At 33.2% G+C, this 14,449-nt stretch carries 12 protein-coding genes; 7 read left to right on the top strand and 5 right to left on the bottom strand.

The window, feature by feature from the left end:
- The first annotated feature begins 2 nt into the window (after positions 1 to 2).
- The 3 genes from B0M43_RS08975 to pruA all read left to right on the top strand — a co-directional run bounded on the left by B0M43_RS08975 (position 3) and on the right by pruA (position 3,515).
- Entirely contained in the window at positions 3 to 1,265 is a 1,263-nt protein-coding gene (locus tag B0M43_RS08975) for a DUF5103 domain-containing protein (protein WP_078008699.1), read from the top strand.
- 79 nt (positions 1,266 to 1,344) lie between these two features.
- Positions 1,345 to 1,731 (top strand): Co2+/Mg2+ efflux protein ApaG, encoded by a 387-nt coding sequence (gene apaG / locus B0M43_RS08970; RefSeq protein ID WP_065452127.1) that lies wholly within the window; start codon positions 1,345 to 1,347, stop codon positions 1,729 to 1,731.
- 158 nt (positions 1,732 to 1,889) lie between these two features.
- Entirely contained in the window at positions 1,890 to 3,515 is a 1,626-nt protein-coding gene (pruA, locus tag B0M43_RS08965; RefSeq protein ID WP_078008627.1) for an L-glutamate gamma-semialdehyde dehydrogenase, read from the top strand.
- 85 nt (positions 3,516 to 3,600) lie between these two features.
- Here pruA and B0M43_RS08960 read toward each other — a convergent pair whose 3' ends face one another.
- The 3 genes from B0M43_RS08960 to B0M43_RS08950 form a co-directional block, all read right to left on the bottom strand.
- Positions 3,601 to 5,343 carry a CocE/NonD family hydrolase gene (locus B0M43_RS08960; protein WP_078008628.1) on the bottom strand — a complete coding sequence of 581 codons (1,743 nt, stop codon included), beginning with the start codon at positions 5,341 to 5,343 and terminating at the stop codon, positions 3,601 to 3,603.
- A 142-nt stretch (positions 5,344 to 5,485) separates the two neighbouring features.
- Positions 5,486 to 6,205: a LytTR family DNA-binding domain-containing protein gene (locus B0M43_RS08955; RefSeq protein WP_078008629.1), complete on the bottom strand. Its 720-nt coding sequence runs from the start codon at positions 6,203 to 6,205 to the stop codon at positions 5,486 to 5,488.
- The gene (locus B0M43_RS08950; protein WP_078008630.1) at positions 6,202 to 7,263 is read right to left on the bottom strand and encodes a sensor histidine kinase; all 1,062 of its coding nucleotides are present in this window, start codon (positions 7,261 to 7,263) and stop codon (positions 6,202 to 6,204) included. The genes B0M43_RS08955 and B0M43_RS08950 overlap by 4 nt, the downstream gene beginning before the upstream one ends.
- A gap of 462 nt (positions 7,264 to 7,725) precedes the next feature.
- On the opposite strand from B0M43_RS08950, the gene B0M43_RS08945 reads away from it, so the two are divergent.
- On the top strand, positions 7,726 to 8,472 hold the full coding sequence (locus tag B0M43_RS08945) for a hypothetical protein (RefSeq protein ID WP_078008631.1): 747 nt from the start codon (positions 7,726 to 7,728) through the stop codon (positions 8,470 to 8,472).
- Positions 8,473 to 8,540: 68 nt separating this feature from the next.
- Here B0M43_RS08945 and B0M43_RS08940 read toward each other — a convergent pair whose 3' ends face one another.
- Both B0M43_RS08940 and rsmG read right to left on the bottom strand, forming a co-directional pair.
- The gene (locus B0M43_RS08940; RefSeq protein WP_078008632.1) at positions 8,541 to 9,956 is read right to left on the bottom strand and encodes an alkaline phosphatase; all 1,416 of its coding nucleotides are present in this window, start codon (positions 9,954 to 9,956) and stop codon (positions 8,541 to 8,543) included.
- A gap of 165 nt (positions 9,957 to 10,121) precedes the next feature.
- Complete coding sequence (gene rsmG / locus B0M43_RS08935) at positions 10,122 to 10,751, bottom strand: 16S rRNA (guanine(527)-N(7))-methyltransferase RsmG (protein WP_065452120.1); 630 nt, start codon at positions 10,749 to 10,751, stop codon at positions 10,122 to 10,124.
- 107 nt (positions 10,752 to 10,858) lie between these two features.
- Here rsmG and B0M43_RS08930 point away from each other — a divergent pair, with 107 nt between their 5' ends.
- The 3 genes from B0M43_RS08930 to B0M43_RS08920 all read left to right on the top strand — a co-directional run bounded on the left by B0M43_RS08930 (position 10,859) and on the right by B0M43_RS08920 (position 14,383).
- Positions 10,859 to 11,953 carry an acyl-CoA desaturase gene (locus B0M43_RS08930; RefSeq protein WP_065452119.1) on the top strand — a complete coding sequence of 365 codons (1,095 nt, stop codon included), beginning with the start codon at positions 10,859 to 10,861 and terminating at the stop codon, positions 11,951 to 11,953.
- Between the two features lie 69 nt (positions 11,954 to 12,022).
- The gene (locus B0M43_RS08925; RefSeq protein WP_065452118.1) at positions 12,023 to 13,213 is read left to right on the top strand and encodes a pyridoxal phosphate-dependent aminotransferase; all 1,191 of its coding nucleotides are present in this window, start codon (positions 12,023 to 12,025) and stop codon (positions 13,211 to 13,213) included.
- Between the two features lie 156 nt (positions 13,214 to 13,369).
- Positions 13,370 to 14,383: a hypothetical protein gene (locus B0M43_RS08920; RefSeq protein ID WP_078008633.1), complete on the top strand. Its 1,014-nt coding sequence runs from the start codon at positions 13,370 to 13,372 to the stop codon at positions 14,381 to 14,383.
- The last annotated feature ends 66 nt before the right edge of the window (positions 14,384 to 14,449 follow it).

The raw sequence follows: 14,449 nt of genomic DNA, 5'->3' as shown, positions 1-14,449 counted from the left end.
TGATGCCAAAATTTTTGTTTAGAAATCTTCTTCTTATTTTCATTTTTGCTTCGGCCACAGCCCAGGGAATACAAACCGAGATTGATCCTCCATATAATATAAAAACTATTTCGTTTGTTCAAAACGGCAGTAATGTAGTGCCTATATTTGAGTTGGGCGATACTTTTACTTTTCAGTTTGATGATTTATTTGGTAATGAAGCCAATTATTATTTTGAAGTTATACATTGCGATTACAACTGGAAACCAACAGATATCCCGAAAACAGATTATATTACTGGTTTTGATAATCAAAGAATTACGGATTACTCTAATTCTTTTAATACGCTTCAGGTATATTCACATTACCGACTTTCGTTCCCAAATCAGTTTACAACACAATTACGAATTTCAGGAAATTATATGCTGAGAATTCTTAATGAAGACAAAGAAGTTGTTTTGTCCCGAAAATTTATTTTATACGAAAATCATTCAACCGTAGCGGCACAGGTAAAACGCAGCCGTGATGTAACCAATATTGATTACAAACAAAACTTAGATTTTGCAATAGTTTCAAACGACATTGTTTTTCAAACGCCAACACAAAATGTAAAAATTCTATTATTGCAAAATGGCAATTTTGATACTGCTATTAAAAATGTTCCTCCGCAATATACAATAGGAAATCAGCTCGTGTACAAATACAATAAGGAAACGCAATTCTGGGGTGGAAATGAATTTTTATATTTCGAAAATAAAGATATTCGTGCAGCAAGCAATAATGTAGGAAGAGTTGGTGCCAATAATGACATTTACAATTCGTACTTATATACTAATCCGGCAAGAGCCAATCAGATTTATACCGTGTATCAGGATGTAAACGGAAATTTTGTGGTGAAAAACATCAATGCTTCAAACAACGAAATCGAAGCCGATTATGCCTGGGTTTATTTTACACTTTCGGCTCCTACTTTCAGATCAAACAGCAAAGACATTTATATTACAGGAATGTTTAACAATTATAGTTTATCGCCAGAATACAAAATGGACTATAATACCGAAAAAGGTGTTTTTGAAAAAGCTGTAATGATCAAACAAGGTTTTACCAATTTTCAATATACAATTGCCGATAAAAAAGGGGCTATTGATTATGAAAATGCTATAGATGGAAACTTTTATCAAACTGAAAATGAGTATACGATATTGGTTTATTATAAAGAAAGTACCGATCGTTATCAAAGAGTTATAGGAAAAGGAAATGCCAACTCTATAAACATCATAAATTAAAACATTGTTAAGGATTTAGATCGAAAGATTTTTTTTTGTAGATTTGCACGTATAACGCACACATATTAACTACTTTAGTATGGTTTCTCAGATAACACGAGGCATAAAAATATCTGTTTTGACTAGTTTTGAAGGTACTTACTTCAAGAACTACAAGATCCACTTTGCTTTTAGTTATGTAGTTACAATCGAAAATCACAGCAAAGATTCAGTACAGTTAACTTCTCGTCACTGGGAAATATTTGATTCGTTGAATGATCTTGAGGTTGTAGACGGAGAAGGCGTTATTGGTAAAAAACCAGTTTTAAAACCTGGAGAAAATCACACGTATAGTTCAGGTTGTTTATTGTCATCTCCTTATGGTGCAATGAAAGGTTATTTTAATATGATCAATTTTACCTCTACAAAAACATTCAAAGTAATTGTTCCTACTTTTAGAATGTGTGCTCCTTTTGCTTTAAACTAAAAAAAGTTTAAAAAAACCTGCTCTTTTTTATCGTTATCTTAATCATAAATTTGTCAAATTATTAATTTATCCTTTGTACTTTTGTGCAGCGTTAGATTATTCGTAACAAATCAAATCATCTAACCCTTAAATTGTCTAATTATCTAATTTTAAATAAAATGCTAAAAGGATTCTTTCATGTACCAAAAGCGGTAAACGAGCCCGTAAAAAGCTACGCACCTAACTCACCAGAAAAAGCAGCTGTTCAGGCAGCTTACACAACATTGTGGAATTCTAAAATTGACGTTCCGTTATACATTGGAAGCGAAGAAATCAGAACTGGAAATACAAGAACAATATCAGCTCCTCACGATCACAAACACATTGTAGGAACTTATCACTTAGCTGAAAAACAACATATTGAAAAAGCAATTGCTAATGCTCTTGAATCAAGAACAGCATGGGCAAACATGGCATGGGAACAACGTGCTGCTATTTTCTTAAAAGCTGCAGAACTTATTGCAGGACCATACAGAGCACGTATTAACGCTGCGACAATGATTGGTCAGTCTAAAAATATTCATCAGGCAGAAATTGATGCTTCTTGCGAATTGATCGACTTTTTACGTTACAACGTAGAATTTATGACGCAAATTTACGGAGATCAGCCTAAGTCTGATTCTACTACTTGGAACCGTTTAGAATACAGACCTCTTGAAGGTTTTATTTATGCGATTACTCCTTTTAACTTTACTGCTATTGCTGCAAATCTTCCTGCAAGCGCTGCAATGATGGGTAACGTTGTGGTTTGGAAACCAAGTGACAGCCAGGTTTTTTCTGCAAAAATCATTATCGATGTTTTCAAAGAAGCAGGTGTTCCTGATGGCGTTATCAACGTTGTTTTTGGAGATGCTTTAATGATTACAGATACTGTTTTAGCAAGTCGTGATTTTGCCGGAGTTCACTTTACAGGATCGACTCATGTATTTAAAGATATCTGGGCTAAAATTGGTGCTAATATTCACCACTACAAAACATATCCAAGAATCGTTGGAGAAACTGGTGGTAAAGATTTTATCATTGCTCACCCAAGCGCTAATGCAAAACAAGTATCTACAGGAATTACTCGTGGTGCATTTGAATTTCAGGGGCAAAAATGTTCTGCTGCTTCAAGAGCTTATGTTCCGCAAAGTTTATGGCCAGCTGTAAAAGAACAATTAATTGCTGATGTAAAATCGATGAAAATGGGTTCTCCGGAAGATTTTGGAAACTTTATTACTGCAGTGATTCACGAAGGTTCTTTTGATAAATTAGCAGGTTTTATCGATCAGGCTAAAAAAGATGCTGATGCTGAAATCATTGCTGGTGGAAATTACGATAAATCTGTAGGTTACTTTATTGAGCCAACAATTATCGTAACAACAAACCCTAAATATACTACAATGGAAACCGAATTATTCGGACCAGTTATTACTATATACGTTTACGAAGATGCAAAATGGGAAGATACTTTAGAATTAGTTGATACTACTTCTGAATACGCTCTTACAGGAGCTGTATTTAGCCAGGATCGTTATGCTATTGAAGTAGCAACTACGAAATTGCAAAATGCTGCCGGTAACTTCTACATCAACGATAAACCAACAGGAGCGGTTGTAGGTATGCAGCCTTTTGGTGGTGCAAGAGCTTCAGGAACTAACGATAAAGCAGGTTCTGCATTGAACTTACTACGTTGGGCTTCTCCTAGAACGATTAAAGAAACTTTTGTAACTCCTGAGGATTACAGATACCCTTTCTTAGGATAATTTCTGATTTTAGAGTTCAGATTTTAGATTATAAAAAAAGCCGCAAACTTCATTTTGAAATTTGCGGCTTTTACTTTTTATTAATTTACTTCCAAATCGGGATTTTTACAAAACTATCATTGAACCATTTTACTTTTAATGGTTCTTTTGCATCTTGAATGGTTTCATCGATAACCGTTTTTCCTGTTCCGTAATTGAGTTCTGAAAAAGGGTTTTTATTTACGTTTAATACTACCACTAAACGACTTCCTTTACTTAATTGTTTACTGACCAAATGTGTATTCGAAAAAGGAATCGATTCTATTTTATTGGGTTCTAATAAATTTCTTGTTGTACTATCTTTGGCATAACTCGCACGTCCCAAAAAATAAGATAAATGAAAATATTCTCCGTTTGGTGTTAATTCATATAACGTAACGCCAATATCCATATCTTTTTTATTGATGCTTGCCTTTATTTCTCCTACGAATGATCCGTTAACCAATATCGATTCTTTAAAAGGATCACTTATAAAAATATATCCGTTTGTTGTATCAATTTCTTTTTTGATAATCGGATCCGGATAGTATTCATTATTTTGAGTTTGTCTGTCGGCAAAATCCACTTCCTGCCATAAATAACTATTTTTAGAAGGCTTTGAAGCATTCAAATCATAAAATTTTCCAGCTTTATTATTCGTTAAATATAGCTTCAGGATACCATTGCTCATTTTACCAAGAGACGGAGCACTTCTCCACTCGTTAGCTTCCATTACCTGATAATTAATCCTGTCTTTTAAAATTTCGGGTTTTGGTCCGTTTTTTAAAATGTAATCGAACCATTCATACGTTATTTTTTTGGTATTAATTAAAGCAGCTGCATCAACTTTATAACCATTTATTACAGGAGAACCTCCTTTTTGCGCCCCAAAATGACTGTACGGACCAATGATTACATAAGAATTGGCTTTCGGATTGTATTTTTGAAGTTCCCTTAAATAATACAAACTCGAATTTTGAGAATCATTATAATAACCATCGATGACTAAAACCGGAATATTTATTTGGGCAAACTCCTTTTTGTATGGCGACATTTTCTGCCAATATTCATCAAACGAAGGATGTTGTATCCATCGCTGAAATAGCCTGTTTGGAGTTCCGTCTATGCTGTCCATTTTTTTGTAGGCAACTCCGGTTTCCCACCATTTAAACTGCATATTTCTAAATCGCTGCCTGTCATTTCCTGCAACTGTATCGAGATATTTATTACTGCCAACATAAAATGACCATTCGTAATTAGGATTTATAAACACATTGTTTTCCATCGGCAAACCCATTCCGGCTCTATTGGCAACATAAGGAACAATAGTTTTAAGCGCCGGATGCATTTTTTTGCACGCTGCCCATTGCGTCATTCCATTATAACTACCACCAAACATTCCGATACTTCCGTTACACCATTCTTGTTTGCTAATCCAATCGATGACATCATAAGTATCATTGGCTTCATTTTCATAAGGAAATATTTCATCAGGACTAAATCGTTTACCACGGGAATACGATATAACACCAACATAATCTTTATCTGCTGCCTCTTTCAAGGATTTAGTTGCTTTTCCTTCTTCGGCAACATAAATTGTATGTTGAAGTATTACAGGTTTGGGAACCAAAATTCCTTTCTTGCGTACTACAATTGCCGATATAAAAGCGCCATCACGAGTTTTGATCATTACACTATCCTGAATATCATAAGCACTTTTTAGATCTTCGGATTTTGTCCTCCTGGTTTGCTGAGAGAATGTATGGGAGACGATCAGGATAAGAAAGACAAAATTTAAAATTGTTTTCATTTGATAGTTTTTTATTAGGAAGCTTTATTTTAAAAGCTTTTGTTGTTTATAATAAACTGCTTTCATTACATCTGAAGAAAGCATGCAGATCTACAACTAATAGCATTAGCTGTACGTATTAAAATAATTTGAAAGTGATGAATTAGATCCCGTTCCGGTTTTTGAATTTCACTGATTGGCGGTTTGACACTTCTAATAGTTCTCCGGTTTTCAGTTTTACCTCTAACCTTCCACTATCTGTTGTATTGATTGCCTGGATGTATTTTATATTTATAATCTCGGTTCTGTTTATTCTAAAGAAAATATTTTCGTCTAAAATTTCTTCCCATTGGCGGAGAGAACGTCTTTGAAGTGCTTTTTTATCCTGAAAAAACAATCGGGTATAATGTTCTAAAGATTCAATTAAATAAATTTCATCTAATTGAATAAAGAACCGTTTTTCTCCATCTTTTATGAAAATCTTTCGATCTTTTGCCTCAGCATCATTTAAGGAAGATTTTAGCTGTATTGTATCTCTTATTTTTTGAATGGCTTTTGCAAAACGTTCCTCCCTGATAGGCTTCATTAAATAATCTAGAGCATTTACCTCAAACGCCTGTATTGCATATTGATCATAAGCTGTAATGAATAAAACATGTGGCACATTTTCTAAAGACTCTAATAAATCGAAACCGGATTTCTCAGGCATCTGAATATCAAGAAAAATTAAATCAGGCATTTCTTTTTCGATCAAAATCTTAGCGTCATCTGCATTTTCAGCTTCGCCAATAAGCACAAAGTCTTCATAGTTTTTTAAAGCTCTTTTCACTTCTTCTCTTGCTAGACGTTCGTCGTCTACTATAATAACATTTATCTTTTTCATTTTGATGGTATTAAAATAGTAGCCAAAACCGTTTCATCTTCCAGCTCTTTAATCTCAAAAGAAGCATTTCCGTTGTATTGCAATAATAATCTTTCTTTGAGGTTCCTTACTCCAATACCTGAATTTTGAATCTCTCCGTTTAGTTTTCCCGTGTTTTGAACAGTGATCTTTATAAAATCATCTTTCGTTTCAATTTTCACCGTAATAAACCCTCCAGTTTTTCTTTTTTCGATGCCGTGTTTTATGGCATTTTCAACCAATGACTGAATACTAAAAGGCAGCATTAGATGTTGAGATATGTTTACACTGGTTTCAATTTTGATCTGCAGACGTTCCTCAAATCGTATTTTTTCTAATTCCAGATAATCCCTTACCAGATTAATTTCGTCGTCCAGTGGTATTAATCTTTCAATATTACTGTTTAAGGAATTTCTTAAAAGTTCAGACAATAGATCGATAGCTCTTCTGGCGGCATCGGGATTTTCTATAACCAAAAATTTTATATTGTTTAATGAATTAAAAAAGAAATGAGGATTGAGCTGTGCACTCAGACTATTCAGTTGTGCTTCTTTTATTATAATGGATAATCGGGCATTTTCCTTTACTGTTTCTAATTCGAGTCTTGAATAATGATAAAGATGGTAAGCCAACACCCAAATAGACATTAATCTTGTACCGGTGATAAAAACCTGTAATTGTACTGATTTAAAAAATAGTAAAAAAGAACCCATTTCATTTTTAAAAATAAACATACGCACCAAATAAAGCTTACCAATGATCAAAACCGTATACAATAATGAAAGTAATAAAATACTGAATACAATTCTTGGTAATAACATTTTCAGATTCAGTTTATTCCATCCGTTTTTTAAAGCAAAATTCCTGTAAATATGTGTTAGCACAATACCAATTGATACATCCAGCATTAAATCTACTATACCCATTTCCCATATAAAATTACCACTCAGGAAGGCCGATAATCCCCAATATAAAGAAGCAATAATCCATCCTGTAAGTTGAATTTTCCAATATGTCGATAGTACAGTAGTTGTTTTCAAAAGTAATTTTTTTTAGTCCTGTCGTAAAAGTATTCCTCTATTAAAGATTGAGCAAATAAAAGTACAGGAACGCAAAATAATAGAGGATGAATGCCTATTGATGTTGTTTTTCATACAATATCCCGAGTAGTCATTTATTATTTCTATTTTTTTTATCACGTGAGTTAAAACAACTAAAAAACAAATAGTTATAATTAAAAAACATAAAACAAAAGTAAAAATATCGTTATTCAGACGATCTCACCTTCGTATTATTTGTAATACTTTTCTTATTATATTGATTATCAATATGATACACGATTAAAAATCCTATTCTGTTATTTTTAAAGCTTTTTTTGATACTCTAAAAATATATCTCAACATACTTTTATATCCTATTTAAAGTTGAAAAAATTAAGACAATTAATAAAGAGCTTTTTAATCAAAATTGACAGCAATTAAGAAAAAATAAAAAAATACACAATGAGAAATTTACAAAACACACCGCCAGTAATTGTACAGGCAAAAAGTATCGGACACCCAATTGACTTTAAATGGAATAAAAAAAAGATAGACCAATTTTTAGACCCTTTAGATGGGAATGACGATCTTGAACATGCATTAATGCAAATTAACCATAAAGCTTCTATGGGACTTACAGCAGCTTTGCTCGAATGGATATACTGGCGCTATACAGGATATACAAAAATGAATAATGATACCCAAAAAAGAATCGAGGCTTTATGGTGTTCTATTGGTAATATCGAAAATACAAAACCATTGGATTTTGATACTGACTTTGACATTTCGGCCTCAGGACATGTAAACGGACCATTGTGGATCGCCCACATGAACGTAACAATGATTGATGTTATGTACAGAAAAGGATCTTATTTTATTCAGAGCGAACTCATTGGACTGGTATTATTGGCGCGTCATATTACACCACGAAAACGAGTTTTTGATAAATGGTTTAACAGAACAATAACTGTTTTAAAACTTGATTACCCATGTCAATATAATAATAATAATAATAATAATAATAATGCAGATCACGATTACGAAGCAATTTACGACTCATCTAACGAAGCTGTAATTTGCCGTGATTTTTTCTTTAATCCAGAATTTGAAAATTCTATTGATGCAACAGAAAAAGCGATAAGCGAACTCATTCATAATGTAGATACTAAAGCCAATCAGTTTTTGTGTTTCTCCAAAAGAGCCTCTTAATTGATATATCGTTTAAAAAATAACCCCACAAACTTCAGTGAACTTGTGGGGTTATTTTTTAAATTCAATTAAAACTTATTTTCAACTTCTGCAGCCTGCAGCATCAGATAATGTAAATCGGTATTTTTTACGAAAGGTTTTAAAAGTTCACTTCCGGGACCAAACATCGCCAACTCTACATAATCTGCAGAATGGTCCATACTAATCCATCCTACAGAATTTATTTTTCCCTGCATTTCTGCAAAAGCTTTATAGGGTAATTTTTTATAATTGTAAAGTCCATCTTCTTTATGCAATCCGTCATAATAAGATAATACCGTTTTAGCCTCTTCATCAGAAACCGAATGTCCATTTGCCTTTTCGATAATTTCCTTTACTTGCGGGATAGAAGATTGTGGTTTTATCTGATTCAAAATCCATTCATTTGTCTGAGTATATTTCTGGATGCTGTCAAAATTATCATTGGCATCTTTACCATAAATAATTCCAGGATTGGCATTTCCGTGATCTGTCGTAATAATAACTAATGTTTCTTTGTCTTTTTCAGCAAAATCTATGGCAATTTTCACAGCCTCGTCAAATTCTATCTGATCGTGAATTAAACCGGCAATATCATTTGCGTGCGCGGCCCAGTCGACTTTACCGCTTTCTATTTGCAAAACAAAACCATTTTTATGATTTTTCATTCTTTCAATAGCTTTCTGCGCCATTTCTGCAAGGCTAGGAATCGTATTTTGTAAATTTTGATCACTATTTCTATCCACGTAATACGGTACACCATCTTCTGCAAATACACCCAAAATAGGCTGAGAATTTGAAGCCGAATCCATATCAGTGCGATTTTTTACCACCTGATATCCTTTTGCTTTAAAAGCAGCAAACATATCTTTTTTATCTTTTCTGGACTCCGGACTAAAATAGTTTGAACCTCCTCCCATCATGACATCAAAACCAAGATCTAAATATTGTTGGGCAATATCATCCTGCGCATTTCTGCTTTTACTGTTTACGCAAAAACCCGCCGGAGTAGCATGAGTTATAGGAACTGTTGTTACACAGCCTGCCATTTTTCCGGATTTCCTGAACTTTTGCCAAATTGGTAAATGGGGTTCTCCCTGCGGACTCACATTAAGCGCACCGTTATTTACCCTAAAACCGCCTCCCCAGGAGGAACTCGCAGCCGAGGAATCAGTTACAATAGAACTGGCAGAAGCCGTATCCATCAAAGCTCTTGAAACCCTGTTATCTTTGTACAATTGAATCCAGTTAGAACCTTTTCCCGTTTTTCTGTTCAGGAATAAATCGGTCATATTAAGTGTTCCGGTACTCATTCCGTCACTAACGAGTAAAATAATATTTTTGGCTTTCTTATTTTTATTTACCGATTCTAAATCTAAAATGTTTGCAGCACCCTGAAACGGATTCATAACTGCGGCTCCAATCGTTAATAAAGAACCATTTTTAAAGAACTTCCTTCTATCCATTATTACTTTATTTATAGTAATTTCAAAGATAAAGAAATACGTTCAACCACAAAATTATCATTGTGTTATGATAATTGCTCAAAAACATCTTATTTTAAGGACAAACAAAAAACCGACAGCATACTTAATAAGCATGCTGTCGGTTTTTTTATTTTTTAAAGAATATTAAACGGTAAACTTCAAAGGCAAATGCACTACTTTTTTGGTTTCAAAAAATTCATCTTCAAAAATCGTAGACAAATCATATAAAGTTGCTTTTGGAAAATCCTTTAATTCTTCGGTCAAATCACCACCTTTTAGGTATAAAATTCCGTTTTTCAACGTGTGCTTGTGTTGCTTTTTGATTTTAGTTTTAATCCACGAAACAAAATCCGGCATATTTGTCACGGCACGACTTACAATAAAGTCAAAATCGCCTTTTACATTTTCGGCACGCAATTGTTCTGCTTTTACGTTCTTTAATTCTAATGCATCAACAACGCCCTGAACTACTTTTATTTTTTTGGCAATAACATCAATAAGATAAAAACGTGTTTCAGGAAAAAGAATGGCCAACGGTATTCCGGGAAATCCTCCTCCGGTTCCAACATCAAGAACAAATGTTCCAGGTTCGAATTTCATAATTTTTGCAATTCCAAGCGAATGCAAAACATGTTTTGTATATAATGCATCAATGTCTTTACGCGAAATAACATTGATTTTTTCATTCCAATCATGGTATAAAAAGTCTAATTTTTGAAATTGTTCGATTTGAATGTCGGTCAAATCAGGAAAATATTTCAATATCTCATCCATTGCTTTAATTTTTTAACAAAAGTACTACTTTAGAGTTGAAATATTTAACTCAATTTTGCAAATTGAAAATTTATAATAATTACCTTTGAAAACTATTTAAATTAATTATGAATAACACTGCGCCTACATTTGCCAAGCAAGACAATCTGAAGTTCTTCAGAACACTTAACTCACGAGTAAACAATTACTTCAAGGAGAATAACATTCAGAAAACAGGAAACTGGAAATTGCATTTAAAAGCAATAATTCTTTTTGCAGTTTTCCTAACACCTTATTTCCTGATACTAACTCTTGAGATGCCTTTTTGGGCACAATTGCTATTAAACATTTTGATGGGAGTTGGAATGGCCGGAATTGGAATGAACGTGATGCACGACGGAAACCACGGATCATACTCTTCTAAATCATGGATCAACAAGATTATGGGCGGAAGTATTTATATTCTGGCAGGAAATGTTCACAACTGGCAAGTACAACACAATGTATTGCACCATACATATACCAATATTCACGGTCATGATGAAGATCTTGATGCCGGAAGAATTATTCGTTTTACACAAAATGCCGAATGGCAACGCTTTCATAAATTCCAACACTATTATTCTTTCTTTTTATACGGACTATTGACTTTCAATTGGGCTTTAACAACCGATTTCAAGCAAATGAAAAACTATCTTAAAAGAAAATTATCTTATGGAACACCTCAAAGTCCTGCCAAATTATGGACTGTTTTGGTTATCACAAAAATAATCTATGTTTTAATCTGGATGGTTTTACCAATGGTACTTGGCGTAACATGGTGGAAAGTTGTTATTGGATTTTTCGTAATGCATTACGTAGCCGGATTAATTTTAAGTATTGTTTTTCAATTGGCTCACGTAGTAGAGGAAACTGCAAATCCGATTCCTAATGAAGATGGCGAAATGGAAAACACCTGGGCAATTCACCAATTGTACACAACAGCTAATTTTGCTCCAAAAAACAAAGTAATCAACTGGTTTACCGGAGGATTAAATCATCAGATTGAACACCACATTTTCCCGAATATCAGTCATATCCATTACGGGAAAATTGCCGAAATCGTAAAACAAACTGCCATCGAATGCAACTTACCTTATCATGAATTCAGAACCATGAGAGGAGCTGTTATCGCGCATTACAAGCATCTTAAAGATCTTGGAATGAAACCAGAACTAGCATAAAATAAAAAACTATTAATAATTAACCTTCCTTAATTAAAGTTGAAATTAAGGACATTCAAAAATTTTATAATGAATCATATTCTTTCAGACAGAATCAACAACTTAGCAACATCACAAACCTTAGCAATGGCTGCTTTAGCACGTGAGTTAAAAGCACAAGGAAAAGACATTATCAGTTTAAGTTTAGGCGAACCTGACTTTAATACTCCTGACTTCATCAAAGAAGCTGTAAAAAAAGCAGTCGATGAAAACTACAGCACCTATTCTCCGGTAGAAGGTTATTTAGAATTGAGAGAGGCAATTTGTAAAAAATTCAAAAGAGACAATAATTTAGAGTACAAACCATCACAAATCGTAGTTTCTACAGGAGCAAAACAATCTTTGTACAACATTGCACAAGTAATGTTAAACGACGGTGACGAGGTTATTTTACCGGCACCTTACTGGGTTTCTTACTTTGAAATTGTAAAACTTTCAGGAGGAGTTCCGGTTGAAGTTCCAACATCTGTAGATACTGATTTCAAAATTACACCAGAACAATTAGAAGCGGCCATCACACCAAAAACAAAAATGATGTGGTTCTCTTCTCCTTGTAACCCATCTGGATCTGTTTACAGCAGAGAAGAGCTTACAGCTCTTGCAAAAGTTTTAGAAAAATACCCAAACATATATGTAGTTGCCGATGAGATTTATGAGCACATCAATTTCTCAGGAACTTTCTGCAGCATCGGGTCAATCCCGGGAATGTTAGAAAGAACCATCACTGTAAACGGAGTAGCAAAAGCATTTGCTATGACAGGATACAGAATTGGTTACATCGGAGCACCGGAATTCATCGCAAAAGCATGTACAAAAATTCAGGGACAAGTAACTTCAGGAGCAAATTCAGTAGCGCAACGTGCTACAATTACGGCTGTAGAAGCTGATCCAAGCGTATTAAACCACATGGTTCAGGCTTTCCATACTCGTAGAGATTTAGTAGTTGGATTATTAAAAGAAATTCCTGGAGTAAAAATCAACGTTCCGGAAGGAGCTTTTTACGTATTCCCAGACGTTTCTTCTTTCTTCGGAAAAACTTTAAGAGGAACCGAAATTAAAGATGCAAACGATGTTTCAATGTACCTTTTAGCTGAAGCAAACGTAGCAACAGTAACAGGAGATGCTTTTGGAAATCCAAATTGTATTCGTTTTTCTTACGCAACAAGCGACGATATCTTAAAAGAAGCATTACGCAGAATCAAAGAAGCTTTGGCTGTGTAATCAACACATTCAAATTTATAAAAATAAGGCCTCAGGAAATCCCTGAGGCTTTTTTTTGATGTATATAACACTTCAAATTAATTATAATCTTTATAATTCAGAAGTTAATGTAAAATGATATGTTTGCAACTTAAGTTAACAAAACCACCGACAAAAATGAAAAAAAGATTACTTCTTGTTCTAACATTTATACTGTTTTCTAAAGAAATTAACGCACAGCAAAATCCAAACATCATGCTTTCCGTTTTTTACAAAGGCGAAAGTGAAAAGATTAATAACGAAAATTCTTCGGCTATATATGATGCAATTTATGGTATGTTTGAAAACTACAATGCCATTTCAAAAGAAGTAAGCCTTAAAAAATTTGATGAAAAAGAAGTTTTCTTTAAAAGTACTCTTTCCAACGAAAAATTAATTTCCTGTATCGATTCACTTTCAAAAAATTCAAGATTAAGCTTAGTGACTCAATTTAACAAGCAACAACTTGTACTTGAATCAAATTTCCCGAGCTTCTTTCAAAAAAACAATGATCTCGATTTTGTCAAAATAAAATTAAAATCTTTTGATGCAATTAATGAAAATAAAAAGAAAATAGTAATTGACAGCATCCATACCACAAGCGAGAACGGAGGTACGCTTTTAGACAAAGATTTAACCTATCATACTATCAAATTTCAGGATAACATTAATACTTCTTCAAAAAAAGCAACAGGATTTGCCACATATAATGTAAAAATCTTGACAGACTATGCTATTCAAAAATTAAATAAATCAAATTTAATTACTACGTTTTCAATAAATAAAAAGGAAATAAAAATAGTAGAAATTTATAACAAAATTTTTGTCTTTGATGTTTTAAACGAAAGTAATGAATTCAATAAAAAAGCTGAAAATTTTAATTATTGGGCACTTGACATCAATAATAAAAATGAAAGAAAATTGGGATCAAACATGTCTTATCTTATCTACAAAGACCTTTACAATATTTTTAAATTAAATAGAAAAATCACTAAAGAAGAGTTGAAAAAACTTTTACCAGTAGAGAAATTACAAAAAATGAAAGAAAATGGATTTTACAATGTAATCGAACACGATTTTGCGTTTGACAATACTATTTTCTTTTATTCAAAAATATATGGTATTTCAAAAGATATTAAAGTAAAAATATAACTAAGTCTTTCAAAATTCCCATTCCACAATTTTATAAACACCCGTTGTAATTCTATAAGACATAAC

The organism is Flavobacterium sp. KBS0721, from assembly GCF_002007065.3.
In the GTDB taxonomy this organism is placed as follows: Bacteria; Bacteroidota; Bacteroidia; order Flavobacteriales; family Flavobacteriaceae; genus Flavobacterium; species Flavobacterium piscis.
Note: the sequence above shows the minus strand (reverse complement) of the source record. Positions and strands in the feature narration are given on the sequence as shown.

Bases quoted from the DNA above. Each gene is read 5' to 3' on its own strand.
- B0M43_RS08975 (WP_078008699.1), top strand. From the start codon at position 3: ATGCCAAAATTTTTGTTTAGAAATCTTCTTCTTATTTTCATTTTTGCT.
- apaG (WP_065452127.1), top strand. From the start codon at position 1,345: ATGGTTTCTCAGATAACACGAGGCATAAAAATATCTGTTTTGACTAGT.
- pruA (WP_078008627.1), top strand. From the start codon at position 1,890: ATGCTAAAAGGATTCTTTCATGTACCAAAAGCGGTAAACGAGCCCGTA.
- B0M43_RS08960 (WP_078008628.1), bottom strand. From the start codon at position 5,343: ATGAAAACAATTTTAAATTTTGTCTTTCTTATCCTGATCGTCTCCCAT.
- B0M43_RS08955 (WP_078008629.1), bottom strand. From the start codon at position 6,205: ATGAAAAAGATAAATGTTATTATAGTAGACGACGAACGTCTAGCAAGA.
- B0M43_RS08945 (WP_078008631.1), top strand. From the start codon at position 7,726: ATGAGAAATTTACAAAACACACCGCCAGTAATTGTACAGGCAAAAAGT.
- B0M43_RS08940 (WP_078008632.1), bottom strand. From the start codon at position 9,956: ATGGATAGAAGGAAGTTCTTTAAAAATGGTTCTTTATTAACGATTGGA.
- rsmG (WP_065452120.1), bottom strand. From the start codon at position 10,751: ATGGATGAGATATTGAAATATTTTCCTGATTTGACCGACATTCAAATC.
- B0M43_RS08930 (WP_065452119.1), top strand. From the start codon at position 10,859: ATGAATAACACTGCGCCTACATTTGCCAAGCAAGACAATCTGAAGTTC.
- B0M43_RS08925 (WP_065452118.1), top strand. From the start codon at position 12,023: ATGAATCATATTCTTTCAGACAGAATCAACAACTTAGCAACATCACAA.
- B0M43_RS08920 (WP_078008633.1), top strand. From the start codon at position 13,370: ATGAAAAAAAGATTACTTCTTGTTCTAACATTTATACTGTTTTCTAAA.